Raw genomic sequence first — 24,902 nt, 5'->3', positions numbered from 1 at the left:
CTTCACCGCCCGGTTCGATCGGGAGCATGGCATCAGGAGCGTGGGGCAGATATTGATCCGCACAGCCGGTTTTTACTCCTGTCGGACAGGGCGGGGCTTCGATCGGGTCGGGCAATGCTTTGGAAAAATAGGGAGTAGGGAGTAGGGAGTAGGGAGTAGGGAGTAGGGAGTAGGGGATGTCGTTCCCCGCTACCGCCCAATCCCTACTGCCTAAGCCCTGGCCGCTACGCGGCCAGATCGCGCAGCACGTATTGCAAAATGCCGCCATTCTTGAAGTAGTCGAGTTCGTCCAGCGTATCGATGCGGCAGATGATCGGCACGTTCTTCACGGTGCCGTCGCCATAGGTCACCTTGGCGATCATCGTCTGGCGTGGCTTGATGGTGCTTATGCCGTCGATCTCGACCAGTTCGTCACCCTTGAGGTTGAGCGAGGCCCATGAGGTGCCTTCCTCGAAAACGAAGGGGATGACGCCCATGCCGACCAGGTTGGAGCGATGGATGCGCTCGAAGGACTGGGCGATGACGGCACGGACACCGAGGAGATTCGTTCCTTTAGCTGCCCAGTCGCGCGAGGAGCCGTTGCCGTATTCGACGCCGGCGAAGATGACCAGCGGCACGCCTTCCTTTTTGTACCTCATCGCCGCGTCGTAGATCGATTCCTCTTCCTTCGACGGGTAGTGGATGGTGTAGCCGCCCTCGCGGCCGTTCTCGCCCAGCATATGGTTGCGGATGCGGATGTTGGCGAAGGTGCCGCGCATCATCACCTCATGGTTGCCGCGCCTTGTGCCGTACTGGTTGAAGTCGGCAACGCCGACGCCATGGTCGGTGAGATATTTGCCGGCCGGGGAAGCGGCCTTGATCGAACCCGCCGGTGAGATGTGATCGGTGGTGATCTTGTCGCCGAACAGGCCGAGCACGCGCGCGCCCTTGATGTCGCCGATCTTGCCGAAACCGGAGGTCATGCCGGCGAAATAGGGCGGGTTCTGCACATAGGTCGAGTTGTCGTCCCAGGCATAGGTCTGGCCTTCCGGCGCCTTGACGTTCTGCCAGTATTCGTCGCCCTTGAAGACGTCGGCATATTTGCGGGCGAACAGCTCACGTGTGACGTTCTTCTCGATGAACTCCTGGATCTCGGCCGAACTCGGCCAGATATCCCTGAGATAGACCGGCTTGCCGTCGCGGCCTTCGCCGAGTGGCTCGGTGGTCAGGTCCTTGGTGACGGTGCCGGCCAAAGCATGGGCTACCACCAGCGGCGGCGACGCCAGATAGTTCGCCTGCACGTCAGGCGAAACGCGGCCTTCGAAATTGCGGTTGCCGGAGAGCACCGCGGCGGCGATCAGGCCCTTATCGTTGATGGTCTTGGAGATCGGCGCTGGCAACGGGCCCGAATTGCCGATGCAGGTGGTGCAGCCGAAACCAACCAGGTTGAAGCCGATCTGGTCGAGCTCCTTCTGCAGGCCGGACTTTTCCAGATATTCGGCGACCACCTGGCTGCCCGGCGCCAGCGAGGTCTTCACCCACGGCTTCTGGTTGAGGCCGAGCCGGTTGGCGTTGCGCGCCAAGAGGCCGGCGCCGATCAGCACACTCGGATTCGAGGTGTTGGTGCAGGACGTGATGGCGGCAATGACGACATCGCCATGGCCGAGATCATGGTCGGTGCCTTCGACGGCATAGCGCTTGTGGATTTCGGCAGCCTTCTTGTACTCGGTCTCCATCGCCTTGGCGAAGCCGGCCGGAATGCCTTCGAGCGGAACGCGGCCTTCGGGACGCTTGGGACCTGCCATCGACGGCACGACGCTGTCGAGCTCGAGTTCGAGCAGGTCGGTGAAGACAGGGTCGGCCGAGCCGGCGTCACGCCACATGCCTTGCGCCTTGGAATAGGCTTCGACCAGGGCGATGCGGCTTTCCTCGCGGCCCGACATTGTGAGGTAGCGGATGGTCTCGCCATCGACCGGGAAGAAGCCGCAGGTGGCGCCATATTCGGGCGCCATGTTGCCGATGGTGGCGCGGTCGGCCAGCGTCATGTTGGACAGGCCCGGGCCGAAGAACTCGACGAACTTGCCGACGACGCCCTTCTTGCGCAGCATCTGGGTGACGGTCAGTACGAGGTCGGTGGCGGTGATGCCCTCCCTGAGCTTGCCGGTAAGGCGGAAGCCGATGACTTCGGGCAACAGCATGGAAACCGGCTGGCCGAGCATCGCCGCCTCGGCCTCGATACCACCGACGCCCCAGCCGAGCACGCCAAGGCCGTTGATCATAGTGGTGTGCGAATCGGTGCCGACGCAGGTGTCGGGATAGGCGGTCGTTTCGCCGTCTTCCGTGTTGGTCCAGACGACCTGACCGAGATATTCGAGGTTGACCTGATGGCAGATGCCGGTGCCGGGCGGCACGACGCGAAAATTGCGGAACGCCTGCTGGCCCCATTTCAGGAATTTATAGCGCTCTTCGTTGCGCTCATATTCGAGCTCGACATTCCTGGCAAAGGCCAGTGGCGTGCCGAATTCGTCGACGATGACGGAGTGGTCGATGACGAGGTCGACCGGCACCAGCGGGTTGATCTTCTGCGGATCGCCGCCGAGCGCCTTGAGGCCGTCGCGCATGGCGGCCAGGTCGACCACCGCCGGAACGCCGGTGAAATCCTGCATCAGGACACGCGCGGGGCGATAGGCGATCTCGACGCCGGCGGTGCCCTTGTCGGTCAGCCAGCCGGCCACAGCCTGGATAGAGTCCTTGGTGACGGAGCGGCCGTCTTCATTGCGCAAAAGGTTTTCCAGCAGCACCTTCATCGAATAAGGCAGCTGGGCAATGCCGGTGAGGCCGTTCCTCTCGGCCTCGACCAGATTGTAATAGACATAGTCCGCGCCACCCACGGTGAGGGTGCGGCGGCAATTGAAACTGTCGAGGGATTTTGACACGTGCGGTCCGTCCTTGTCTGTTCAGCCTGAAAGGGAACGGACGCCGATGGGCATGCAATCACGCGCAAAGGTGCGGGTACGGCCATTTCCGCTGTCCGTTCCCAGCCAACCCGAGCCGTTCAAGGCGGCGCGTGCGCTGGTTCGGCGCAAATTCTGTTCCCGTGCCGACCGCTGGCACGGATGTCCCGCATATAGAGAATTTTCTGGAATAGTTCTAGACAGTTGCGGAGCAAATTTGTGCGATGCGGCAGCTATCGCGCGGTAAAGTTTTCGGGACGAGCAGGCATGCGGCTGATTGCCGAAAATCTGGGCGGCGAACGCGGCGGCGAGACGGTCTTTTCCGGCATCGGTTTTGCGCTCGACAAGGGCCAGGTGCTGGTCGTCACCGGGCCGAACGGCTCGGGCAAATCGACGCTGCTCAGGGTCATCGCCGGGCTGCTGCCGAAGGCGCAAGGCGATGTGCGCATCGAGGGCGGCGGCGAGACGTTTCCGACGACCGCTTCGGCGGTCCACTATCTCGGCCACCTCAATGCAATGAAGACGGCGCTCAGCGTGGCGGAGAATCTGCGCTTCTGGCACGATTTCAACGGCGACGGGCAGTCGGGTGTGGGGGAGGCGCTGGAGACGGTTGGTCTCGGCGGCATCGGCCATCTGCCTTTCGGATATTTGTCGACCGGGCAAAGGCGGCGCGCGGCGATTGCGAAATTGCTGGTCAGTCATAAGCCGCTGTGGCTGCTGGATGAGCCGACGGCTGGGCTGGACAAGGCCTCGGAGGCGCGGTTTGCGGGGCTGATGACGAGGCATTGCGCGGAGGGCGGGATTATTGTCGCGGCGACGCATTTGCCACTGGGATTGGATGGGGCGAAGGAATTGAGGATGGGAGCAATAGGGTGATGTCGGCATTCCCGCCCACCCCCCTCTGCCCTGCCGGGCATCTCCCCCGCAGGGGGGGAGATCAGATGTCATGCCGGCTTTCGCCAATCACCGGCATTGAAAAAGAGGCGTCAGCAACGGAACTGCCAATCTCCCCCCTTGCGGGGGAGATGTCCGGGAGGACAGAGGGGGGTGTGAAGGAACGCCACCTTCGGCAAGATGGCGATCAAACCGCAGGCGCGGCTTGGCAATGCTAGCCCTCTTCCTGCGCGACATCCGCCTCTCCATCCGGGCCGGCGGCGGAGCGCTCACCGGCGTCATCTTCTTCCTCGCCGTCATCGCCACCATCCCCTTCGGTGTCGGACCGGACCTGAAGCTGCTCGCCCGCATCGGTCCGGCGATCCTTTGGATCGGCGCTCTGCTCGCCTGCCTGCTCGGCCTCGACCGGCTGTTTCAGGCCGATCGCGAAGACGGGTCGCTCGATCTTCTGGTGCTGGGCAATGACCGCCACATGCTGGCGTTGACGGTGCTGGTGAAGTGCCTGGCGCATTGGGCGGGCAGCGTTCTGCCGCTGGTGGTTGCGGCACCTCTGCTGAGCCTGTTCATGAACATGGAGCCGCTCAGCATCGGCGCCACCGCGCTCACGCTGCTGGTCGGCACGCCGGCGATCACTTTCATCGGCGCGGTCGGGGCGGCGGTGGCGGTGGCGCTGCCGCGTGGCGGTCTGCTGATCTCGGTGCTGGTGCTGCCGCTGACCATCCCGGTGCTGATCTTCGGGGTGTCGGCGAGCTACGGCGCGGTGGCCGACCCTGATCCGTTCCTGCAGCCCTTCCTCATTCTTGCCGCGCTGACGCTGTTTCTTGCCGTGCTGGGTCCGGTGGCGGCAGCACTGGCGCTGCGGCATGGAACGGATTGATATGACCGCTGCGGCGCGACGATCAATTGCGAAGCCCCAGCCGCAAAGCTAAGAAAGCCGCAAAGCTATGGGAAGGCCATGATCGAGCACGACGAAGTGACGGTGGAAGGGGAGCGAAGCGCATGAGTGCACACGCACTCTATGTCGCGGCCGCCTATGGCATCACGGTGATCGTGCTGGCCGGGCTGATCGGCTGGATCCTGCTCGACCAGCGGACCCGCAAGCGCGAACTGGCAGACCTCGAAGCGGCCGGCGTGCGGCGTCGCTCGGACAAAGCCGGTACTGGGGCCAGCACTGGGGCCGGCAAGCCATGAGCACGGAAAGCGAAACGCCGGCGTCGCCGCGCCGCCGCCTGATCGTGCTGTTGCCGCTGCTGGTTTTTCTCGGCCTCGCCGGATTGTTCCTGTCGCAGCTTTTGTCGGGACGCGATGAGGCGGCAGTGCCGTCGGCGCTGATCGGCCTGCCGGCGCCGCAGACCAACCTGCCGGCGCTGGAAGGGTCAAACCTGCCCGGGCTGGATTCGAAAGCTTTCGCCGGCAAGGTAACGCTGGTCAACGTCTTTGCATCGTGGTGCGCGCCGTGCCGGGAAGAGCATCCGGTGCTCTTGCAGCTGTCGCAGGACAAGCGCTTCGTCATGGCCGCGCTAAACTACAAGGACCAAGCGCAAAACGCGCGCCGGTTCCTTGGTGATCTCGGCAATCCGTTCCAGGCGATAGGTGTCGACGAGGCCGGCCGCACGGCCATCGACTGGGGCGTCTACGGCGTGCCGGAAACCTTCGTCATCGGCAAGGACGGCAAGATTGCCTACAAGCATGTCGGGCCGCTGACAGGGGAGTCGGCGAGGGATGTTCTGTTGCCGCAGATTGAAAAGGCGCTCGCGGCACCGAGCTGACGTTGGCGCCATGCCCCCTCATCGGGCCGCTACGCGCCCCCTCCTCCCCGTGGGGGAGAAGAGGGAAGCATCGGCACAGGCTAGCTCCTCTCCCCGGGGGGAGAGGTCGGATTGCCCGAATTGCTCATGCAATTCGGTTTGGCAATCCGGGTGAGGGGGCGGTGCCCCGCTGAGGTCTGAAATGCTCAGCCGTAGATCTGCCTGTGGACCTGGTAGAGCATTTCCGAGCGGTCGGCGCGCAGGTCGGCCAGATCGCGGCTCGTCAGGTTTTCGATTTCCGCGACGAGGCGGTTATAGTGGCGGCGCTTGGCCATCGAGGTGCGCGCGCGGGAGAAGAGGTTGTCAAAAGCCATAGCAAGGGTCCTTTCGTGCCGCATATCAGCGGTGAATTTGTTCCTCCCTTGGTCGTTCGCACCATGACATAGGAATGGTGCGATGCAAAAAGAAGATGTTGCAATGCACCATTGCACAGGGCGCATAGCGGGTTAATACAGCGCTCCAGCACCATAAACGGCCGGACAGGCTGGCGGGCCATGCCGGCCGGGCACCTTTTGTCTTACAAATTGCGCCTGCGCCACCTTGCCATCGCGCCCGCAGGCTGGCTTGATCCGCGCGTCACGTGATGCCCGGAGGAAATGCATGGCGACCGCAGACTATTACGAAATTCTGGATCCGCGTTTCGCGCGGCTGTTCAACGGCAACGCCCAGGTGGAAAAGCTGTTTACCGGATGTCAGTGGGCGGAAGGGCCGGCCTGGTTCGCCGCCGGCCGCTATGTCGTCTGGTCCGACATCCCCAACAACCGCATGCTGCGCTATGACGAGACCGACGGCAATGTCAGCGTCTTCCGTCAGCCCTCCGGCAATTCCAACGGCAACACCGTCGACCGCCAGGGCCGACTGGTGACGTGCGAGCATTCCGGCCGCCGCGTCAGCCGCACCGAGCATGACGGTTCCGTCACCACCATCGCGGCCGAATGGAAAGGCAAGCGGCTGAATTCGCCCAATGACGCGGTCGTGAAATCCGACGGCTCGATCTGGTTCACCGATCCGAGCTACGGCATCGACACCGACTATGAGGGCGACAAGGCCGAAAGCGAAATCGGCGCTTGCAATGTCTACCGGGTCGATCCGGATACGGGCGAGGTCGAGGCCGTCATCACCGACATGGTCCGGCCGAACGGGCTTGCCTTTTCACTGGATGAAAGCCATCTCTATGTCGTCGACACCGGCCGCACCCATGGCGCGCAGAACCCCGCGCATATGCGGGTCTTCAACGTCGGCAAGCACGGCAAGAAGGTCTCGGGCGGGAAGGTGTTCGCTGACTGCACGGCCGGTCTATTCGACGGCTTCCGGCTCGACGAGGCCGGCCGCATCTGGACCAGTGCCGCCGACGGCATCCATTGCTACGATCCCGACGGCACGCTGATCGGCAAGGTCAAGGTGCCGGAAGTGACCGCCAATTGCGTGTTCGGCGGCAACAAGCTGAACTGCCTCTACATCGCCGGCACCACGTCGCTCTACATGGTGCGGCTGATGGTGAACGGGGCGAAGACGTATTGAGGCTGCTGGAAACGCTTCTCTGGCGGCCCTTGATGGCGTTTCTGCGCCTGCCGGCGGCGCCTGTAGCGCTGCGGCCGCGGAACCACCGCCAAGCGGTTCGCCGGAGCGGATTTCGAAGCCGCCCAGCGGCGGCGGTATCAGACACAATTCAAGGGGAGGACGTCATGCCATTCGTCAACATCCGCATCGTCAAGGAAGTGATCGCCGCTGATCCCGCTGGCAAGAAGGCCGACATTGCCAAAAAGGTCACGGCGGCGATCATGGACGCCACCGGGCTTAGCAATGACGACGTCTGGGTGGTGTTCGAAGAGGTCAACGCGCGCGACTGGTATGTCGGTGTGACCGATGTCGAGACGTTGCGGAAGGGGTAGCACAGCGGCACGTTGGGGTGCGCCGCACCCTTTCGTTCGTCATCCTAGGGTCTGCGCCGCGTCGCTTCGCTCCTTGCTCCGCCCTAGGATGACGAGGCAACGTTTGCGCGTATAAAACTCGCGAAAACCTGCACCGCTTCGCGCATGGCCCGCAGGTTCTCGTCCTCTCCCAGGATCGCTTCTATCTCCGGCGGTTTCTTGCCGAGCAAGGCAATCTCCAGAACCGCATTCTCACAAAGCGCGAACGACATGGTGCGCATGATCTCGGCCAGCGCGGCGCGGGCATAGAGCGAGCGCGCGGAGGCGTGGGCCAGCATGGCGGGCTTGCCGACTGCGGCGTCGCGCGAGACCAGCCAGTCGAGAGCGTTTTTCATGCCGCCGGGCACGCCATGGGCATATTCGGGGCAGGAGACGATGATGCCGTCGGCGCTGGTGACGGCCTCGATCAGCCGCATGGCCTCGGCCGGTGTGCGCTCGCCTTCGTCATCCGGGTTGAAGATCGGCAGCAGGCCGAGCCCGTCATAGACAGTTACGCGGCAATCCGAAGGCGCGTTCGCGGACAGCGCCGCCAGCAGCGCCGAATTGGTCGAGGCGGCGCGCAGGCTGCCGGAGATGGCGAGGAGTTCGATCACGGGGAAACAGGGCTAGGGAAAACCGGCAAAGGACCGCAATGGCGAATCGTACCCGAAATCTACCACAGGGTCTTGCTGTAGGCTTCGTCCAGCGAGCGGTCGAAATCGTCGGCAGTTTCGGCATGCGCCATCTGATCGGACAGGATCTGACCGAGCGTCGGCAACGTCGCGCGGTCGTGCCAGCTGTCCGGCTTCCACAATTCGGAGCGCATGAAGGCCTTGGCGCAGTGCATGTAAGCGGCCTTGACGCTCACCACGACGACGCTTTGCGGTTGCTTGCCGTCGACGGTGAGGCGCTCGCGCAAACCGGCATCGACGGTTATGCGGGCGTCGCCATTGATGCGCAGCGTCTCGTTCATGCCGGGGATGAGAAAAAGCAGCCCGACCGAAGGGTTGAGCAGGATGTTTTCCAGCGTGTCCAGCCGGTTGTTGCCGGGCCGGTCGGGAATGGCGATGGTCCTGTCGTCGAGGACAAGGGCAAAGCCCGGTCTGTCGCCTTTCGGCGTCACGTCGGCATTGCCGGCGCCGTCGGAAGAACCGATCAGCACGAAAGGGCTCTTGCCGATGAAAGAGCGGCAGTGGCCGTCGAGCGCCCTGAGTTCCTTGCGCATCGAGGTGTCGGTCGGCCGCGGGGTCTTGTAGATCGTCCTCAGTTCATCGCGCGTGGTGACGAATTCCATGGCCGTCTCCGTTTATTCTGACGCAATTCCGGACGGCTTCACACTTTTCCTGGAATTGCTCTACTTGCCGGCTTCTTCCACCTTCTCGGCCTTATCCTCGATCGAATGGTGCAGGATCAGCGGCATCTGGCTGAAGGTGAACAACAGGGTGATCGGCATGATGCCCCAGACCTTGAAGGTAACCCAGAAGTCGGTGGAAAAATTCCGCCACACCACTTCATTGGCAAGAGCCAGGAACAGGAAGAACAGGCCCCAGCGGAAAGTCAGCTTGCGCCAGCCTTCGGCATCGAGGCGAAAGGCCGAATCGAAGACATAGCCGAGCAGCGATCGGCCGAAATACAGACCGCCGAGCAGCACGCCGCCGAACAGGGTGTTGACGATGGTCGGCTTCATCTTGATGAACACGTCGTCCTGCAGATAGAGCGTCAGCGCGCCGAAGATGAAGACGACGACGCCCGAGACCATCGGCATGATCGGCAAGGTGCGCAGCAGCAGCCAGGAGGCGATCAGCGCGATCGCCGTCGCCGCCATGAACAGGCCGGTGGCGACGAAGATCGGCCCGCCGAATTCGGCCAGGACAGGAAATTTCTGCACCAGCCAGGCGCCGCGTGCATTGGCGAAGAAGAACACCATCAGCGGCCCGAGTTCCAGCACCAGCTTGAGCAGCGGATTGACGCTTTCTTTCTTCTTTCGCGGATCGGACGGGTCGCGTTCGAGGATTGGTGAGTTCATGACTTCCTTCTGACGCATGATCTTGTCCAAAAAGCCGTCAGCTCTTCGGGATCATTGCCTGTTACGCTACGCCGGCGATCGCCCTGGCGAATTCGCCGGCCGAGAATGGTTCGAGGTCGTCGACCTGTTCGCCGACGCCGATGAAGTAGACCGGCAGTTTGTGCTTTGCCGCGATCGCGACCAGAATACCGCCGCGCGCCGTGCCGTCCAGCTTGGTCATCACCAGGCCGTTGACGCCGGCGACATTGCGGAAGATCTCGACCTGATTGAGCGCATTCTGGCCGGTGGTGGCGTCGACCGTCTGCAGCACGGTATGCGGCGCTTCCGGATCGAGCTTGCCCAGCACGCGCACGATCTTTTCCAGCTCCGCCATCAGTTCGGTCTTGTTTTGCAGCCGGCCGGCGGTGTCGATGATCAGTACGTCGGAGCCGGCCTCCTTGGCGCGTTCGAAAGCGTCGTAGGCGAGGCCGGCAGCATCCGCGCCGATCTTCGAGGCGATGACCGGAGACTTCGTCCTCTCGCCCCAGATCTTCAGCTGCTCGATGGCTGCAGCGCGAAAGGTATCGCCGGCGGCCAGCATCACCGACAGGCCACCATCGGTCAGTTTGGCGGCGAGCTTGCCGATGGTCGTGGTCTTGCCGGTGCCGTTGACGCCGACCACCAGAATGACATGGGGCTTGTGCGAGAGGTCGAGCTCCAGCGGCATCGCGACATGGGCCAGCACCTTCTCCACCTCGGCCGCCATGATGGTGCGGACATCCGCGTCGGAGACATCCTTGCCATAGCGGCTGGCGGCGAGCGCATCGGTGACGCGCAAGGCTGTTTCCATGCCGAGATCGGCGCGGATCAGCACGTCTTCGAGGTCCTGTAGCGTCTCTTCGTCGAGCTTTCGCTTGGTGAAGACGCCGGCAATGTTGCCGGTGAGTTCTTTCGAGGAGCGGGCAAGCCCGTCGCGCATGCGCTGGAACCAGGAGCGTCGCGGCGCCGGTTCGGGCGCCTTTTGCGGCTCGGCTTTCTGCTCGACCTTTTTGGTGACGGTGACTTTGCCGACTGACGGTGTCGGCTGTGGTGTCGGCGGAAAACCCGGTTCAGGCATGGGCGCAATCCCCGCCGTGGCAGCCCGGACTTCGACCGGCGCGGGTGTGGCTTCGACCGGAGTGCGCTTTACCTCCCCCTCGATGGGGGAGGTCCCAAGCGAAGCTTGGGGGTGGGGGTGATTTGCGCTGGCGTCAGCGCCATCACCCCACCCCGCCGCTTCGCGTCGACCCTCCCCATCGAGGGGAGGGTGGGTCGCCTCGTCCTTCTCCCCGTGGCTATACGGGGAGAAGGTGCCGGCAGGCGGATGAGGGGCGGCGCTGACCTCTGAGGTAGGCTGTGCGGGAGGCGCGGACGGTTGCGGCACTTCGATCGGGGCGGCCGGTTCTGCGGGAGTCTCGGCAGGCGTCGGCACTTCGACGGGAGCGGGCTCCAGCTGCGGTTCCGGACGCGATGGTTCGATCTCCGGCTCGGCCGGCGCCGGCGGCACTTCTTGGGGCTGCGGCTCGGGAGCCGGCTCCGGAACGGCTGGCGGCGCAGGAACTTCTTCCGGTGCAGGCGGCTCGGGTATCTCCGGCTCAGGCTGCGGTTCTTCTACCGGCGCGGGCTCCGGCAACGGTTCCGGCTCGGATGGGACGACCGGTTCCGGCGCGGGCGGGATGGTCGGCGTGGGTTCGGGCTTCGGTTCTTCTGGCGCCGACTGCGGCGCAGGCTTTACCTCCCCCTCGATGGGGGAGGCCCCAAGCGAAGCTTGGGGGTGGGGGTGAGTGGCGTCGGCGTCGGCGCTCTCACCCCTCCCCGCCACTTCGTGGCGACCCTCCCCATCGAGGGGAGGGTGGGGCGTCGGCGGCTCGGGCTCCTCGCGCTTCAAGAACTCCGGAACGACCTGCTCGGCCGCCGGCTTCAGCGCCTCAAGCGCATCCCATTTGATCGGCGGCAGGGGAGCGGTTTCGTCGATGCGCTCCTCGACGACTTCCTTCTTGCCGAACGAAAATATGTTCTTGAAAAAACCGGCCATGCTTCAATCGTCTCAGGCGGCGCGGGCAGTGAGCGGGGCCGCTATCAGGCGCACGCCGTCATGGCCGGTGATGTCTGCCTCGACGATCTCGCCCGGCGCGCCTGTGCCGAGCCCGGCAAGCGTGAACCCTTCGGTGCGGCCGACGCCGTCGCGCTCGATAAGGATCGTTTGGCGCGTTCCGGGAAGCGACGACAGATGGCGGCGATACGCAGCCTCACCAGCGGCGCGCAGCTGGGCCGCGCGCTGCTTGACCAATTCGCGGCGGACCTGCGGCATGCGCGCGGCGGGCGTGCCTTCGCGCGGCGAAAACGGGAAGACATGCAGGTGCGTCAGCCCACATTCCTCGACGATCTTTATCGAATTCTGAAACATTTCCTCGGTCTCGGTCGGGAAGCCGGCGATGATGTCGGCGCCGAAGACGATTGCCGGGCGCAATTTGCGCACATCCTCGCAGAAGCGGATCGACTGGTCGCGCAAATGCCTGCGCTTCATGCGCTTCAGGATCATGTCGTCACCTGATTGCAGCGACAGATGCAGATGCGGCATCAGCCTGGGCTCGGTGGCGATGGCGTCCAGCAGATCGTCGTCGGCCTCGATCGAATCGATGGAGGACAGCCGCAGCCGCCTCACATCAGGCACCTGCTTCAGGATGGTCTTCACCAGCTTTCCCAGCTTCGGCGCGCCCGGCAGGTCGGCGCCGAAAGAGGTCATGTCGACGCCGGTCAGCACGATCTCGGCGTAGCCGTTGCCGACGAGACGCTTGACCTGCTCGACAACCGCGCCCATCGGCACCGAGCGTGAGTTGCCGCGGCCATAGGGGATGATGCAGAAGGTGCAGCGATGGTCGCAGCCGTTCTGCACCTGGACGAAAGCACGTGCCCGGCCCTCAATGGCGTCGACCATGTGGCCGGCGGTCTCGCGCACCGAGAAAATGTCGTTGACGCGCGCCTTCTCGCTGTCGTTGACGCCGAAATCCGGCAGCGCGCGGTAGGAGTTGGCCTTCAGCTTCTCTTCGTTGCCAAGCACGAGGTCGACCTCGCCCATGGCGGCAAAATTCTGCGGTTCGGTTTGCGCGGCGCAGCCGGTGATGATGATGCGCGCCGCCGGATTTTCGCGGCGGGCCTTTCTGATCGACTGCCTGGCCTGGCGCACCGCTTCGGCGGTGACGGCGCAGGTGTTGAAGATGATGGCGCCGCCTTTGAGCGCGCCGAGACCTGCGCTTTCGGCCTCGCGGCGCATCACTTCGGATTCATAGGTGTTGAGACGGCAGCCAAAGGTGACGACGTCTATGCCTTGGGAGTTGGGGCCCTTGGTATCGGCAAGTGCAAACATCAGGCCGCGCTTTCGGTGTCGCGGGCCCAGGTGCCGGTCGACGGATCGAAATTGCCGGAAAACTCCCATTCGGCAGCGCCGGTCAGGATGACGTGGTCGTCGTCGCGCCATTCCACATGCAGCGAGCCGCCGCCGGGCGTCATCAGCGTAACGCTGCGGCCGGTGCGCCGGGTGCGGGCAGCGGCGACGACGGAAGCGCAAGCGGCCGAGCCGCAGGCCTTGGTCAGGCCGGCGCCGCGCTCCCAGGTGCGGATGATCATCGTCTCCGGCGACGTTACCTGGGCGATAGTGATGTTGGCGCGCTCGGGGAAGATCGGATGGTTTTCGAGCAGCGGGCCGAAACGCTCGAGTTCGTAGGACCAGACATCGTTTTCGACCCAGAAGATGGCGTGCGGGTTGCCCATCGAGAGAGCCGAAGGCGAATGGAGCACCGGCGCGTCGATGGGGCCGATCTGCAACTCGATCATGCGGGTGTCGCGGAATTCCTCAGCCAGCGGGATATCCTGCCAGCCGAAGCGCGGCGTGCCCATGTCGACCGAGATGGTGCCGTCGGCATGTTCGACGGCGTTGAGGATGCCGGCGCGGGTCTCGAAGGTGAAAGTCTTCTGGCCGGTTTCGGCGGCCAGCGCCTGGACGACACAGCGCATGCCGTTGCCGCAGGCCTGCGCGCCCGAGCCGTCGGAATTCAAGATGTCGATGTAAAAGGCGGTGCCCGGCGTGCGCGAATCGTGGATCGCCATGATCTGGTCGAACCTGGTCGCCGCATCGGCGTTCAGCGCGACAGCCGACGCCGCCGTGACCCTATCGGCACGGCCACGCATGTCGGCGACGATGATTTCGTTGCCGATGCCGTTCATCTTGGCGAAGGAGGCAGTGCCTGCCATGATCTGAGGTAATTCCTGTACGTTTCGCCGCTATATGGCGGAAACGGGCGGGAATTACCAGTGTGGGCTGCGTCTAGGTTACCGCGAAAACGCCGAGTACGATCAGCAGGAAGATGACGAGAACGATGCCGATCAGCAGGCGCGCGCCGGTGGCGGCGGCACCGGCCAGCGCCGGCATGCCGAGCAGGCTGGCGGCGGCAGCAACGATCAGAAGAATGATGATCCATTTGATCATGGACAATGCCTCGCAAATTGACTGGCCTGCAGCCGGCTTAAGAACGCATCTGCGGCGCTCTGGTTCCGTTGCCGCGAGGCTCTTTCCGGCTGGGCGCGCTATTCGGCAATCTCGAAGTCGGTCGTGAAAGGCGCCGTCTTTGGCGAGTTCTCGTCGTGCATGAGGAAATCCGCGCGGTATTTGCCGGGGGGAACGCCATCCAGGGAGACGTTTAATTTGAAGAACATCTCTCGGTTATGCGAGCGCGAGGCGAGCTGGACCCGGCCAAGCTTTTCGACGCTGCCCAGCTTCTCGCCCGACTGGGAAAGCACGGTAAGGTCAACGTAAAGCGCGATCTGGTTGTTGCCGAGCCCATCCGAGCCGTAGCCGTAACCGACCGGCTCCATATAAAGCACAATCTCTTCGCCCGGCTTGTAGACATGGTTCGGGCGCTCGGCGTAGGCGCCGAACCCGCTGGCCGACAGGATATGCTTCACATTTTGCACGCCAAGCGGCATCGCTTGCCACAGAGCGTCCTCGGCGCTGCGGAATTTGTCCAGCGCGCCGGCGCCATCACCCGCCTGCAGTGCCTTTTCGGCTTCAGCGGCGCGATCGGAGATTTCGCCCGCGAAAGCGGCCGGCGTCGAAATTACCAGCGCGATCAAAACTGCCAAGATTGATTTCATCTGTTCCCCCTGTTGCGATAGACCATCGGCTAAAACGGCAGTGCCGTAAACGGCCAAATGCAGACTTCAGCCGCGCTCGATCTCGGGAACGTCCCAAAGCTCGCCCGGACGGAAGGCGCGAAACCGCTCACGCGCCAGGCCTTGCGCCTCAAGCGCTTCAGTCAGTTTTGCGCCGGCAGTTGCGCTCGACCGCCGATGCGCCGACCTGCTGCGGGCTCCGGTGCCGCTTTCGCAACCAATGTACCGGTTGGAACCGCGCTAGAGCGAAGACATGCCTTTTGTCCGCCAGCCATTTTGCGACAAATTTACAACAATTCGTGGTGCAAACCCTATTTTAACCATATCGGGTTGAAATTTCGCCACCTTCTCCATCTTGGTGAGGGGTGAGATTGTGCGGACGGCTTCCCCCCAGCCGGATCCGACGGAGGTTGGAATGATTTTTTCGAGAAGCGGGCTGATGGCCGTATCGCTGGCAGCGCTCGTTGCGAGCGGCTGTTCGACCTCGCGTTTTTCATCGATGGATGACCAGCAGCCCGCCCCGCTGCAGCCCGCGCCCGCCGGCACGGTGAGCGGAAGCCAACTGCCGCCCCCGGCAGCGCCGGGCACCACCGACCCATCGCAATTCCCGACCGCGCCGGCAGGCGCGCAGGTCGCCTCGCTGCCGCCGGACGGATCGGCGCCGGCCGGAGCCTCCGACCTTACCGCTGCGAGCGTTGCCGGCGTTTGGAACGCCAGCGTGTCCGGACAGAGCTGCAAGGTGGCGACGCCGCAGACCAAATTCGGCGCCGGCTTCCGCGCCGGGCCGCTGCATTGCCCGCCGCCCATCGACGGCATCAAATCGTGGAACGTCGCCGGCAAGCAGCTGACGCTCTATGACGAGAATGGCGGCACGCTGGCGCGGCTCTATTCCTCGGGCGGTTCGAAATTCGACGGCCAGACTACCAACGGCTTGCCGATATCGCTTACAAGATAGGCTGCCTATCCCTAGACAGCGACGTGACCGATGCATCTGCGTGACGGCCTCCAGACCCATGCGACCGTCAGGCAGCGCTACGACCATCTGGTCGCAACCGGCGCCATCGAGCGCGATGCGGCGCAGGAGCGCATTGCCGCCGCGCTCGACCGGCTGACCGACGAGATCTCGGTCAAGCGGCTGGCGCACAAGTCGAGCGCGCTCGGCTGGCTGTTTGCCCGCAAGCGCGAGACGCGCGAGGTCGTCAAGGGCCTCTACATTCATGGCGGCGTCGGTCGCGGCAAGACCATGCTGATGGATATGTTCTTCGAGCTGTTGCCGGTCAGGCGCAAGCGCCGCGTTCATTTCAACGACTTCATGGCCGATGTGCAGGACCGCATCCAGAAGCACCGGCAGGCGCGCAAGAACGGCGACGTCAAGGAGGACGACCCGATCCCGCCGGTCGCGCTTCAGCTTGCCGAACAGGCCTGGGTGCTGTGCTTCGATGAGTTTTCAGTCACCGACATTGCCGATGCGATGGTCCTGTCGCGGCTGTTTTCGGCGCTGTTCGCCAATGGCGTGGTTCTGGTCGCCACCTCGAATGTCGCGCCGCAGGATCTTTATCGCGACGGGCTGAACCGCCAGCTCTTCCTGCCCTTCATCAGCATTCTCGAGCGCCACGCCCATGTGCTGACGCTCGATGCCGACAAGGACTACCGGCTGGAAAAGCTCGCCCGCACGCCGGTTTATGTCACCCCGGCGGATGCCGAAGCCGACCGTGTGCTCGACGAGGCCTGGCAGGCGATGACGCGTGGAGCGCCGACGGCCGAGACCTCGCTGACGCTCAAGGGGCGGCAGGTGAGAATACCGGCTGCTGCCGGCAATGCGGCGCGGTTTTCCTTCGCCGACCTCTGCGAAAAGCCGCTCGGCGCGCGCGATTTTCTGGCCATTGCCGGCCGCTTCTCGACCGTCTTCATCGATCACGTGCCGGTGCTGGGCGAAGGCAAGCGCAACGAGGCCAAGCGCTTCATCCTCCTGATAGACACGCTCTACGATCATCACACGCGGCTGGTGGTAAGCGCCGACGCCTCGCCGCCTGAGCTCTATACGGCCAGGCGCGGCAACGAGGTGTTCGAATTCGAGCGCACGGCCTCGCGGCTGATCGAGATGCAAAGCCGCGACTGGCTGGAGGACTGGGCGGAGCGGCAAAAGGCGAAGGCGGAAGTGCAGGTCTGAGGGTTCGAAGAGGTCATTATGTAGTGATCCTTCGCGCCCCCCTCTGTCCTGCCGGACATCTCCCCCACACGGGGGGAGATTGGCGGTTTCGGCGCTCCGCTCATTCCTGCGGCCATTGGAGATTGGCGAAAGGTCGCGTGACGTCCGATCTCCCCCCTCGTGGGGGAGATGCCTGGCAAGGCAGAGGGGGGCGCTGTCCCGCCGACGCCTAAAGCTCATACACATACATCACAAACGACTCCGCCGGCCCATGCACCTCCCCGCGCGTTTCATAAAGCGCCCGCGCTGGAACATTGTCCGGCTCGGTGCCGACCCAGACTTCGCCGCATCCCTGCTCGCGGCCGAGCGCGAACATGGCGTCGAGCATCTTTCGCGCGATGCCATGGCGCTGGAAGGCCGGCGAGACGCCGACTTCGTCGATGTAGAGTTCGGTCACCTTGTCGGGATGGCGGTGGATGATGGCAGCGCATTGGCCGACGACGACGCCGTCTGCCAGCGCGACAATCATTAAATGACCCGGCGAGGCGAGGTAAGCGGCAAGCCTGTCGGCCCGCACCGGCTCGTCGAACACGTCTTGGGCGATGCGCTTCACAAGGGCGTCATCGCCTGGATAGAGTCTTCTGATTTCCACGTTCATTGTGTAAACCTCCCAAGCTGGCATACAAACTTTGACGTTTACGTAAGTCCCAATGTTTCTAACCGATTGAAATCATTCACTCGAAAATAATCGATTGAATATATATTCCACCGGGGCTACTGGATGCGGCGAAATCTAGCTGAGACCATAGCATTCCGGCCTCTTCCTCGACGCCGTCAACAGATCGCCAGGGATTTTGGGCGTCGTCACAGACAAAGGGAAAATTTCCTCACATGGCACGCAACAAGATAGCGCTCATCGGCTCCGGCATGATCGGCGGCACGCTCGCTCACATGATCGGCCTCAAGGACCTCGGCGACGTGGTGCTGTTCGATATTGCCGAGGGCATCCCGCAAGGCAAGGGGCTCGATATCGCGCAGTCTTCGCCGGTCGATGGTTTTGACTCCCGGCTGACCGGCGTCAATGATTATGCCGGGATCGAGGGCGCCGATGTCTGCATCGTCACTGCCGGCGTGCCGCGCAAGCCGGGTATGAGCCGCGACGATCTGCTCGGCATCAACCTCAAGGTCATGGAACAGGTCGGCGCCGGGCTGAAGAAATACGCGCCCAAGGCCTTCGTCATCTGCATCACCAACCCGCTCGACGCCATGGTCTGGGCGCTGCAGAAGTTTTCGGGCCTGCCCAAGACCCATGTCGTCGGCATGGCCGGCGTGCTCGACAGCGCGCGCTTCCGCTATTTCCTAGCCGAGGAATTCAAGGTCTCGGTCGAGGACGTTACCGCCTTCGTGCTTGGCGGCCACGGCGATTCCATGGTGCCGATGATCCGCTATTCCACGGTGTCGGGCATTCCGCTGCCCGACCTGATCAAGATGGGTTGGACCTCGAAGGAAAAGCTCGACCAGATCGTGCAGCGTACCCGCGATGGCGGCGCCGAGATCGTCGGCCTCTTGAAGACCGGCTCGGCTTACTATGCGCCGGCCGCCTCCGCCATCGCGATGGCCGAATCCTATCTCAAGGACAAGAAGCGTGTGCTGCCTTGTGCGGCGCATCTCTCGGGTCAGTATGGCGTCAAGGGCACCTATGTCGGCGTTCCCGTGGTCATCGGCGCCGGCGGCGTCGAGCGCATCATCGAGATCGACCTCAACAAGGCCGAGCAGAAGATGTTCGACGCTTCGGTGGCGACGGTGCAGGGCCTGACCGAGGCCTGCGTCAAGATCGCCCCGCATCTCGCCTCGAAATAATCCTCCGGAGACCATCCAGATGAACATCCATGAATATCAAGGCAAGGCGCTGCTGAAGAGCTTTGGCGCGCCGGTGGCCGAAGGCGTGCCGGTGTTCAAGGCAAGCGAGGCGGAAGCCGCGGCACAAGCGCTGCCCGGTCCGCTCTATGTGGTGAAGAGCCAGATCCATGCCGGCGGCCGCGGCAAGGGGAAGTTCAAGGAACTGTCGCCCGACGCAAAGGGCGGCGTGCGGCTGGCTAAGTCGGTTGCCGAAGTCGTTGCCAACGCCAATGAGATGCTCGGCCACACGCTGGTGACCAAGCAGACCGGCCCCGCCGGCAAGCAGGTCAACCGCCTCTATATCGAGGACGGCGCCGACATCGATCGCGAGCTTTATCTGTCGATCCTGGTCGACCGCTCGGTCGGCCGCATCGCTTTCGTCGTCTCGACCGAGGGCGGCATGGACATTGAAGGCGTCGCCCACGACACACCGGAAAAGATCATCACCCGCGCCATCGATCCGCTGGCCGGCGTGACGACCATCGACGTCGACATATTGGTGGAAGCGCTGGGCCTCACCGGCGATGCCGCCAAGGATGCCGGCACGCTGTTCCCGATCCTCTACAAGGCCTTTGTCGAGAAGGACATGAGCCTGCTCGAGGTCAACCCGCTGATCGTGATGAAAAACGGCCGCCTGCGCGTGCTGGACGCCAAGGTGTCGTTCGACAACAACGCGCTGTTTCGCCACCCCGAACTGATGGAATTGCGCGACACCACCGAAGAGGACGAGAAGGAGATCGAGGCGTCGAAATACGACCTCGCCTATGTCGCGCTCGACGGCAATATCGGCTGCATGGTCAACGGCGCCGGCCTTGCCATGGCGACGATGGACATCATCAAGCTCTACGGCGCCGAACCCGCCAACTTCCTCGATGTCGGCGGTGGCGCGTCGAAGGAGAAGGTGACGGCGGCGTTCAAGATCATCACCCGGGATCCGGCGGTCAAAGGCATTTTGATCAACATCTTCGGCGGCATCATGAAGTGCGACATCATCGCCGAGGGCGTGATTGCCGCGGTCAAGGAAGTCGGCCTGGAAGTGCCGTTGGTGGTGCGCCTCGAAGGCACAAACGCCGAACTCGGCAAGAAGATCATCAACGACAGCGGCCTCAACGTCGTGTCGGCCGACGATCTCGACGACGCAGCCAAGAAGATCGTGGCGGCGGTGAAGGGCTGAAGGCGAATGCCTCCGCGCAAGATAAACCTGGTCGAGGCGGCGGATCGAACGATCACCAAGGTCTTCGATCCGCATATCGCCGGCGACGTCAATGACAGCCAGGCGAAGGTCGCCAAGTTCGGCGAGACCTTCGACTGGCATGCACATGAGCATGAGGACGAGGCCTTTCTCGTGCTGCGCGGACGCATCGCCATCGATTTTCGCGACGGTCCGGTCGAGCTCGGCGAGGGCGACTTCATCGTCGTGCCAAGGGGTGTCGAGCACCGGCCGCGGTCGCTGACCGCCGAGCCCGTGGTGCTGATGTTCGAGCCGGCAACGACACTCAACACCGGCAATGCCAAGAGCGACCTCACCGTCACCGACCTGAAGCGGCTCTGACCATGAACGCGGCTTCCTTTTCCTCGCTCTCGGCCGATCACCAGCGCCTGCAGGCGCTGGTCGGCGCGTGGCGCGGCGAGGAAGAGGTGGCGGAAACGCAATGGGCCGATGGCGGCACGGCGACGTCGGAGGTGCTGGCGGAGGCGCAGTTCGGCGGCCTGTTCGTGGTGCAGCGCTATCGCCAGCGCCGCGACGGCACGGTCTCGTTCGGGTCGCACTCAGTGTTCGGCTTCGACCAGCCAAACAGCCTCGTCACCATGCATCAGTTCGATTCCATGGGTTTTATGCCGGCCTCGCCGGCCACAGGTGCATGGAACGGCGCAGAACTGATTCTGGAGCGGTCATCGCCGCGCGGCTCAGCGCGCGTGACGTATATTTTCGACACTCCCGATGCCTACCGGATGCGACTGCATTTCAAACCTGCCGGCAGCGACAGCTGGCAAGACATGGTGAGCGGCGTCTACCGGCGCGTTTCGCCTTCCTCGATCAACGGTTTTTAGAAAAGGGCTCCGATGTCCATTCTCATCGACAAGAACACCAAGGTGCTGGTTCAGGGCCTGACCGGCAAGACCGGCACGTTCCACACCGAGCAGGCCTTGGCCTATCACGGCACCAGGATGGTCGGCGGCATCCATCCCAAGAAGGGTGGCGAGACCTGGACCGGCGCCAAGGGCGAAAACCTGCCGATCTTCGGTTCCGTTGCCGAGGGCAAGGAAAAGACCGGCGCCAATGCCTCGGTGGTCTATGTGCCGCCGGCGGGCGCCGCCGAAGCCATCCTCGAAGCCATCGAAGCCGAGATCCCGCTGATCGTCTGCATCACCGAAGGCATTCCGGTGATGGACATGGTTAGGGTCAAGGCGCGGCTCGACCGCTCGACCTCGCGGCTGATCGGCCCGAACTGCCCCGGCGTGCTCACCCCCGACGAATGCAAGATCGGTATCATGCCCGGCAACATCTTCCGCAAGGGCTCGGTCGGCGTTGTTTCGCGCTCGGGAACGCTTACCTATGAGGCAGTGTTCCAGACCACCAATGTCGGCCTCGGCCAGACCACCGCCGTCGGTATCGGCGGCGACCCCGTCAAAGGCACCGAGTTCATCGACATGCTCGAAATGTTCCTCGCCGACGACGAGACCAAGTCGATCATCATGATCGGCGAGATCGGCGGTTCGGCCGAGGAAGACGCCGCGCAGTTCCTCAAGGACGAGGCCAAGCGCGGCCGCAGGAAACCGATGGCCGGCTTCATCGCCGGGCGCACCGCGCCGGCCGGTCGCACCATGGGCCATGCGGGCGCGGTCATATCCGGCGGCAAGGGCGGCGCGGAAGACAAGATCGCGGCGATGGAATCGGCCGGCATTAAAGTATCGCCATCGCCGGCGCGTCTGGGCACGACGCTGGTCGAGGCGATCAAGGCCAAGTGAGTAGCGAGTAGTGAATAGCGAATAGGGAAAAGAGAGTAACGGGGCGACCCGGGAAAAATCCCTACTCGCTATTCGCTACTCACTATTCGCTTTTGAAAAGGAGACGGAGCCAGGCTCCGCGGACAAAAATGGCAAGACAAGATCAGGCCAACGACCAATTTTCGCTCACCTCTTTCCTGTATGGCGGCAATGCCGCCTATATCGACGCGCTGTACGCCTCCTATGAGGATGATCCAGAGTCGGTAAACCCCGAATGGCAGGACTTCTTCGCCGGGCTGAAGGACGACGCCGGCGATGTGCGCAAGAACGCCAAGGGCGCTTCCTGGGCAAAGCCGTCCTGGCCGCTGCAGGCCAATGGCGAACTGGTGTCGGCGCTGGACGGCAATTGGGGCATCGTCGAGAAGCATCTGGAAAAGAAGGTCAAGGACAAGGCGGTCACCAATGGCGTCGTGCTGTCGGATGCCGACGTGCATCAGGCGACGCGCGATTCGGTGCGCGCCATCATGATGATCCGCGCCTTCCGCATGCGCGGCCATCTGCACGCCAATCTCGACCCGCTCGGCATCGCCAAGCCGCTTGAGGACTATAACGAGCTGTCGCCGGAAAATTACGGTTTTACCGCAGCCGACTACGACCGGCCGATCTTCCTCGACAATGTGCTCGGCCTCGAATTCGGCACCATCCGGCAGATGCTGGAGATCCTGACCCGCACCTATTGCTCGACGCTCGGTGTCGAGTTCATGCACATTTCCGATCCCGAGGAGAAGGCCTGGATCCAGGCGCGCATCGAGGGTGCCGACAAGGAGATTTCCTTCACCGCTACGGGAAAAAAAGCGATCCTGCAGAAGCTGGTCGAGGCCGAAGGCTTCGAGCAGTTCATCGATGTCAAGTACAAGGGTACCAAGCGCTTCGGCCTCGATGGCAGCGAAGGCCTGATCCCGGCGCTGGAGCAGATCATCAAGCGCGGCGGCCAGCTCGGCATGAAGGAGATCGTGCTCGGCATGGCGCATCGCGGCCGGCTGAACGTGCTGTCCCAGGTGATGGCCAAACCGCATCGCGCCATCTTCCACGAATTCAAGGGCGGCTCGGCCGCTCCTGACGAGGTCGAGGGCTCGGGCGACGTCAAGTACCATCTCGGCGCCTCGTCGGACCGCGAATTCGACGGCAACAAGGTGCATCTGTCGCTGACCGCCAATCCTTCGCATCTGGAAATCGTCGATCCGGTTGTGATGGGCAAGGCGCGCGCCAAGCAGGACTATCTGTTCGGCCGCAGCCGCGAGGAGATCGTGCCGCTGGAAGAGCGCGCCAAGGTGCTGCCGCTGCTTCTGCATGGCGACGCCGCCTTTGCTGGCCAGGGCGTAATCGCCGAAATCCTCGGCCTGTCGGGCCTGCGCGGCCACCGCGTCGCCGGCACGCTGCATTTCATCATCAACAACCAGATCGGCTTCACCACCAATCCGCGCTTCTCGCGCTCGTCGCCTTATCCGTCCGACGTCGCCAAGATGATCGAGGCGCCGATCTTCCACGTCAATGGCGACGACCCGGAAGCGGTGGTGCATGCCACCAAGGTGGCGATCGAATTTCGCATGAAGTTCCACAAGCCGGTGGTGGTGGACATGTTCTGCTATCGCCGCTTCGGCCACAATGAGGGCGACGAACCGGCCTTCACGCAGCCGATCATGTACGCCAACATCCGCAACCACAAGACGACGGTGCAGATCTATGGCGACCGGCTGATCGCCGAGGGCCATATCAGCCAGGCCGAACTCGACAAGATGAAGGCCGACTGGCGCGCCCATCTGGAGTCCGAATGGGAAGTCGGCCAGCACTACAAGCCCAACAAGGCCGACTGGCTGGACGGCGCCTGGTCTGGTTTGCGCACCGCCGACAACCAGGACGAACAACGCCGCGGCAAGACCGCGGTGCCGGTCAAGGTGCTGAAGGACATCGGCAAGAAACTGACCGAGGTGCCGAAAGGTTTCGAGGCGCACAAGACCATCATCCGCTTCCTCGAAAACCGCCGCCAGGCGATCGACTCCGGCGAAGGCATCGACTGGTCGACGGCCGAGGCGCTGGCCTTCGGCGCCATCCTGCTCGACGGCAATCCGATCCGGCTCTCCGGCCAGGATTCAGAACGCGGCACCTTCTCGCAGCGCCATTCCGTGCTCTACGACCAGCGCGACGAGACCCGCTACATCCCGCTCAACAATCTGTCGGCGGCGCAGGCCGGCTACGAAGTCATCAACTCGATGCTGTCGGAAGAGGCGGTGCTTGGCTTCGAATATGGCTACAGCCTGGCCGAGCCGAAGGCGCTGACGCTCTGGGAAGCGCAGTTCGGCGATTTCGCCAACGGCGCCCAGGTGGTGTTCGACCAGTTCATCTCGTCGGGCGAGCGCAAGTGGCTCAGAATGTCAGGCCTGGTCTGCCTGCTGCCGCATGGCTATGAAGGCCAGGGGCCGGAGCATTCTTCGGCCCGGCTCGAGCGCTTTCTGCAGCTTTGCGCCGAAGACAATATGCAAGTCGCCAACTGCACCACGCCGGCGAACTACTTCCACATATTGCGCCGGCAGCTGAAGCGCGACTTCCGCAAGCCGCTGATCCTGATGACGCCGAAGTCGCTGCTGCGCCACAAGCGGGCGGTATCGACGCTGCCGGAGATTTCGGGCGAAAGCTCGTTCCACCGGCTTTTGTGGGACGATGCCCAGCTGCTGCAGAACCAGGCGATCAAGCTCACCAAGGATTCCAAGATCCGCCGCGTCGTGCTGTGCTCGGGCAAGGTCTATTATGACCTCTACGAGGAGCGCGAGAAGCGCGGCATCAACGACATCTACCTGCTGCGCGTCGAACAGCTCTATCCCTTCCCGGCCAAGGCGCTGATCACCGAACTGTCGCGTTTCCGCAATGCGGAGATGGTGTGGTGCCAGGAAGAACCCAAGAACATGGGCGCATGGTCGTTCATCGACCCTTATCTGGAATGGGTGCTGGCGCATATCGACGCCAAGCACCAGCGGGTGCGCTATACCGGACGTCCTGCGGCGGCATCGCCGGCGACCGGCTTGATGTCGAAGCATCTGGCGCAGCTCGCCGCCCTGCTCGAAGACGCGCTCGGCGAATAGAACAAACCCG

General features: G+C 63.3%; 25 protein-coding genes. 14 read left to right on the top strand and 11 right to left on the bottom strand.

The window, feature by feature from the left end:
* Window positions 1-224: 224 nt before the first annotated feature.
* Window positions 225-2,915 (bottom strand): aconitate hydratase AcnA, encoded by a 2,691-nt coding sequence (gene acnA / locus NKI96_RS25665; RefSeq protein ID WP_023821952.1) that lies wholly within the window; start codon window positions 2,913-2,915, stop codon window positions 225-227.
* 285 nt (window positions 2,916-3,200) lie between these two features.
* On the opposite strand from acnA, the gene ccmA reads away from it, so the two are divergent.
* The 4 genes from ccmA (at window position 3,201) to NKI96_RS25645 (ending at window position 5,596) form a co-directional block, all read left to right on the top strand.
* Window positions 3,201-3,809 carry a heme ABC exporter ATP-binding protein CcmA gene (ccmA, locus tag NKI96_RS25660; RefSeq protein WP_023726028.1) on the top strand — a complete coding sequence of 203 codons (609 nt, stop codon included), beginning with the start codon at window positions 3,201-3,203 and terminating at the stop codon, window positions 3,807-3,809.
* 229 nt (window positions 3,810-4,038) lie between these two features.
* On the top strand, window positions 4,039-4,704 hold the full coding sequence (gene ccmB, locus NKI96_RS25655) for a heme exporter protein CcmB (RefSeq protein ID WP_352741052.1): 666 nt from the start codon (window positions 4,039-4,041) through the stop codon (window positions 4,702-4,704).
* Between the two features lie 122 nt (window positions 4,705-4,826).
* A complete protein-coding gene (gene ccmD / locus NKI96_RS25650; RefSeq protein ID WP_023694527.1) occupies window positions 4,827-5,018 on the top strand; it encodes a heme exporter protein CcmD in 192 nt (63 codons plus the stop codon).
* Window positions 5,015-5,596: a DsbE family thiol:disulfide interchange protein gene (locus NKI96_RS25645; RefSeq protein ID WP_352806835.1), complete on the top strand. Its 582-nt coding sequence runs from the start codon at window positions 5,015-5,017 to the stop codon at window positions 5,594-5,596. The genes ccmD and NKI96_RS25645 overlap by 4 nt, the downstream gene beginning before the upstream one ends.
* A 185-nt stretch (window positions 5,597-5,781) precedes the next feature.
* Here NKI96_RS25645 and NKI96_RS25640 read toward each other — a convergent pair whose 3' ends face one another.
* The gene (locus NKI96_RS25640; RefSeq protein ID WP_023671737.1) at window positions 5,782-5,949 is read right to left on the bottom strand and encodes a hypothetical protein; all 168 of its coding nucleotides are present in this window, start codon (window positions 5,947-5,949) and stop codon (window positions 5,782-5,784) included.
* A 286-nt stretch (window positions 5,950-6,235) separates the two neighbouring features.
* On the opposite strand from NKI96_RS25640, the gene NKI96_RS25635 reads away from it, so the two are divergent.
* Both NKI96_RS25635 and NKI96_RS25630 read left to right on the top strand, forming a co-directional pair.
* The gene (locus tag NKI96_RS25635; RefSeq protein WP_352806833.1) at window positions 6,236-7,156 is read left to right on the top strand and encodes an SMP-30/gluconolactonase/LRE family protein; all 921 of its coding nucleotides are present in this window, start codon (window positions 6,236-6,238) and stop codon (window positions 7,154-7,156) included.
* 164 nt (window positions 7,157-7,320) lie between these two features.
* Window positions 7,321-7,527, top strand: a complete 207-nt coding sequence (locus NKI96_RS25630) for a tautomerase family protein (RefSeq protein WP_023683852.1) — start codon at window positions 7,321-7,323, stop codon at window positions 7,525-7,527.
* An 83-nt stretch (window positions 7,528-7,610) separates the two neighbouring features.
* Here NKI96_RS25630 and NKI96_RS25625 read toward each other — a convergent pair whose 3' ends face one another.
* From NKI96_RS25625 to NKI96_RS25590, 8 genes are all read right to left on the bottom strand, one after another.
* Window positions 7,611-8,159 carry an NADPH-dependent FMN reductase gene (locus NKI96_RS25625; protein ID WP_023683853.1) on the bottom strand — a complete coding sequence of 183 codons (549 nt, stop codon included), beginning with the start codon at window positions 8,157-8,159 and terminating at the stop codon, window positions 7,611-7,613.
* 59 nt (window positions 8,160-8,218) lie between these two features.
* Entirely contained in the window at window positions 8,219-8,839 is a 621-nt protein-coding gene (locus NKI96_RS25620) for a pyridoxamine 5'-phosphate oxidase family protein (RefSeq protein ID WP_023683854.1), read from the bottom strand.
* Between the two features lie 60 nt (window positions 8,840-8,899).
* Window positions 8,900-9,571, bottom strand: coding sequence for a septation protein A (locus NKI96_RS25615; protein WP_023745428.1), 672 nt, complete (start codon window positions 9,569-9,571; stop codon window positions 8,900-8,902).
* A gap of 61 nt (window positions 9,572-9,632) precedes the next feature.
* Window positions 9,633-11,624 carry a signal recognition particle-docking protein FtsY gene (gene ftsY, locus NKI96_RS25610; RefSeq protein WP_352806830.1) on the bottom strand — a complete coding sequence of 664 codons (1,992 nt, stop codon included), beginning with the start codon at window positions 11,622-11,624 and terminating at the stop codon, window positions 9,633-9,635.
* 12 nt (window positions 11,625-11,636) lie between these two features.
* Window positions 11,637-12,956: a tRNA (N(6)-L-threonylcarbamoyladenosine(37)-C(2))-methylthiotransferase MtaB gene (gene mtaB / locus NKI96_RS25605; protein ID WP_352806828.1), complete on the bottom strand. Its 1,320-nt coding sequence runs from the start codon at window positions 12,954-12,956 to the stop codon at window positions 11,637-11,639.
* Entirely contained in the window at window positions 12,956-13,840 is an 885-nt protein-coding gene (gene dapF / locus NKI96_RS25600) for a diaminopimelate epimerase (protein WP_352806825.1), read from the bottom strand. Before dapF ends, mtaB begins: the two co-directional genes overlap by 1 nt.
* Window positions 13,841-13,913: 73 nt before the next feature.
* Complete coding sequence (locus NKI96_RS25595; protein WP_023671746.1) at window positions 13,914-14,075, bottom strand: DUF1328 family protein; 162 nt, start codon at window positions 14,073-14,075, stop codon at window positions 13,914-13,916.
* 98 nt (window positions 14,076-14,173) lie between these two features.
* Complete coding sequence (locus NKI96_RS25590) at window positions 14,174-14,740, bottom strand: hypothetical protein (protein WP_023726038.1); 567 nt, start codon at window positions 14,738-14,740, stop codon at window positions 14,174-14,176.
* Between the two features lie 433 nt (window positions 14,741-15,173).
* Here NKI96_RS25590 and NKI96_RS25585 point away from each other — a divergent pair, with 433 nt between their 5' ends.
* Together NKI96_RS25585 and zapE are read left to right on the top strand one after the other, a co-directional pair.
* Window positions 15,174-15,713 carry a protease inhibitor Inh/omp19 family protein gene (locus NKI96_RS25585; protein WP_023687689.1) on the top strand — a complete coding sequence of 180 codons (540 nt, stop codon included), beginning with the start codon at window positions 15,174-15,176 and terminating at the stop codon, window positions 15,711-15,713.
* Window positions 15,714-15,743: 30 nt separating this feature from the next.
* Window positions 15,744-16,928, top strand: a complete 1,185-nt coding sequence (gene zapE / locus NKI96_RS25580; protein WP_352806821.1) for a cell division protein ZapE — start codon at window positions 15,744-15,746, stop codon at window positions 16,926-16,928.
* A gap of 208 nt (window positions 16,929-17,136) precedes the next feature.
* On the opposite strand, the gene NKI96_RS25575 is transcribed toward zapE, so the two are convergent.
* Window positions 17,137-17,565: a GNAT family N-acetyltransferase gene (locus NKI96_RS25575; RefSeq protein ID WP_352806818.1), complete on the bottom strand. Its 429-nt coding sequence runs from the start codon at window positions 17,563-17,565 to the stop codon at window positions 17,137-17,139.
* A gap of 233 nt (window positions 17,566-17,798) precedes the next feature.
* Between NKI96_RS25575 and mdh the strand changes: the two genes are divergently transcribed.
* From mdh to NKI96_RS25545, 6 genes are all read left to right on the top strand, one after another.
* Window positions 17,799-18,767 (top strand): malate dehydrogenase, encoded by a 969-nt coding sequence (gene mdh, locus NKI96_RS25570; RefSeq protein WP_023694518.1) that lies wholly within the window; start codon window positions 17,799-17,801, stop codon window positions 18,765-18,767.
* A 19-nt stretch (window positions 18,768-18,786) separates the two neighbouring features.
* A complete protein-coding gene (sucC, locus tag NKI96_RS25565; protein WP_023687692.1) occupies window positions 18,787-19,980 on the top strand; it encodes an ADP-forming succinate--CoA ligase subunit beta in 1,194 nt (397 codons plus the stop codon).
* Between the two features lie 6 nt (window positions 19,981-19,986).
* Window positions 19,987-20,358 carry a cupin domain-containing protein gene (locus NKI96_RS25560; protein ID WP_023670539.1) on the top strand — a complete coding sequence of 124 codons (372 nt, stop codon included), beginning with the start codon at window positions 19,987-19,989 and terminating at the stop codon, window positions 20,356-20,358.
* A gap of 2 nt (window positions 20,359-20,360) precedes the next feature.
* Entirely contained in the window at window positions 20,361-20,858 is a 498-nt protein-coding gene (locus tag NKI96_RS25555) for a DUF1579 family protein (RefSeq protein ID WP_023752711.1), read from the top strand.
* 12 nt (window positions 20,859-20,870) lie between these two features.
* Window positions 20,871-21,776: a succinate--CoA ligase subunit alpha gene (gene sucD, locus NKI96_RS25550; protein ID WP_023687695.1), complete on the top strand. Its 906-nt coding sequence runs from the start codon at window positions 20,871-20,873 to the stop codon at window positions 21,774-21,776.
* 128 nt (window positions 21,777-21,904) lie between these two features.
* On the top strand, window positions 21,905-24,892 hold the full coding sequence (locus NKI96_RS25545; protein ID WP_352806814.1) for a 2-oxoglutarate dehydrogenase E1 component: 2,988 nt from the start codon (window positions 21,905-21,907) through the stop codon (window positions 24,890-24,892).
* Window positions 24,893-24,902 lie beyond the last annotated feature (10 nt).

This window comes from Mesorhizobium sp. M0292, assembly GCF_040321695.1.
Taxonomy (GTDB): domain Bacteria; phylum Pseudomonadota; class Alphaproteobacteria; order Rhizobiales; family Rhizobiaceae; genus Mesorhizobium.
The sequence above is the reverse complement of the archived record's forward strand: the minus strand, read 5'-3'. Positions and strand labels throughout refer to the sequence as shown.

Excerpts from the sequence above, each read along its gene's own strand:
- NKI96_RS25635 (WP_352806833.1), top strand. The coding sequence starts at position 6,236 with ATGGCGACCGCAGACTATTACGAAATTCTGGATCCGCGTTTCGCGCGG.
- NKI96_RS25585 (WP_023687689.1), top strand. The coding sequence starts at position 15,174 with ATGATTTTTTCGAGAAGCGGGCTGATGGCCGTATCGCTGGCAGCGCTC.
- NKI96_RS25545 (WP_352806814.1), top strand. The coding sequence starts at position 21,905 with ATGGCAAGACAAGATCAGGCCAACGACCAATTTTCGCTCACCTCTTTC.
- ccmB (WP_352741052.1), top strand. The coding sequence starts at position 4,039 with ATGCTAGCCCTCTTCCTGCGCGACATCCGCCTCTCCATCCGGGCCGGC.
- dapF (WP_352806825.1), bottom strand. The coding sequence starts at position 13,840 with ATGGCAGGCACTGCCTCCTTCGCCAAGATGAACGGCATCGGCAACGAA.
- sucD (WP_023687695.1), top strand. The coding sequence starts at position 20,871 with ATGTCCATTCTCATCGACAAGAACACCAAGGTGCTGGTTCAGGGCCTG.
- ccmA (WP_023726028.1), top strand. The coding sequence starts at position 3,201 with ATGCGGCTGATTGCCGAAAATCTGGGCGGCGAACGCGGCGGCGAGACG.
- ccmD (WP_023694527.1), top strand. The coding sequence starts at position 4,827 with ATGAGTGCACACGCACTCTATGTCGCGGCCGCCTATGGCATCACGGTG.
- mtaB (WP_352806828.1), bottom strand. The coding sequence starts at position 12,956 with ATGTTTGCACTTGCCGATACCAAGGGCCCCAACTCCCAAGGCATAGAC.
- NKI96_RS25615 (WP_023745428.1), bottom strand. The coding sequence starts at position 9,571 with ATGAACTCACCAATCCTCGAACGCGACCCGTCCGATCCGCGAAAGAAG.
- ftsY (WP_352806830.1), bottom strand. The coding sequence starts at position 11,624 with ATGGCCGGTTTTTTCAAGAACATATTTTCGTTCGGCAAGAAGGAAGTC.
- NKI96_RS25595 (WP_023671746.1), bottom strand. The coding sequence starts at position 14,075 with ATGATCAAATGGATCATCATTCTTCTGATCGTTGCTGCCGCCGCCAGC.
- NKI96_RS25575 (WP_352806818.1), bottom strand. The coding sequence starts at position 17,565 with ATGAACGTGGAAATCAGAAGACTCTATCCAGGCGATGACGCCCTTGTG.
- NKI96_RS25620 (WP_023683854.1), bottom strand. The coding sequence starts at position 8,839 with ATGGAATTCGTCACCACGCGCGATGAACTGAGGACGATCTACAAGACC.
- mdh (WP_023694518.1), top strand. The coding sequence starts at position 17,799 with ATGGCACGCAACAAGATAGCGCTCATCGGCTCCGGCATGATCGGCGGC.
- NKI96_RS25645 (WP_352806835.1), top strand. The coding sequence starts at position 5,015 with ATGAGCACGGAAAGCGAAACGCCGGCGTCGCCGCGCCGCCGCCTGATC.
- sucC (WP_023687692.1), top strand. The coding sequence starts at position 18,787 with ATGAACATCCATGAATATCAAGGCAAGGCGCTGCTGAAGAGCTTTGGC.
- NKI96_RS25555 (WP_023752711.1), top strand. The coding sequence starts at position 20,361 with ATGAACGCGGCTTCCTTTTCCTCGCTCTCGGCCGATCACCAGCGCCTG.
- NKI96_RS25630 (WP_023683852.1), top strand. The coding sequence starts at position 7,321 with ATGCCATTCGTCAACATCCGCATCGTCAAGGAAGTGATCGCCGCTGAT.
- NKI96_RS25560 (WP_023670539.1), top strand. The coding sequence starts at position 19,987 with ATGCCTCCGCGCAAGATAAACCTGGTCGAGGCGGCGGATCGAACGATC.
- NKI96_RS25640 (WP_023671737.1), bottom strand. The coding sequence starts at position 5,949 with ATGGCTTTTGACAACCTCTTCTCCCGCGCGCGCACCTCGATGGCCAAG.
- NKI96_RS25590 (WP_023726038.1), bottom strand. The coding sequence starts at position 14,740 with ATGAAATCAATCTTGGCAGTTTTGATCGCGCTGGTAATTTCGACGCCG.
- zapE (WP_352806821.1), top strand. The coding sequence starts at position 15,744 with ATGCATCTGCGTGACGGCCTCCAGACCCATGCGACCGTCAGGCAGCGC.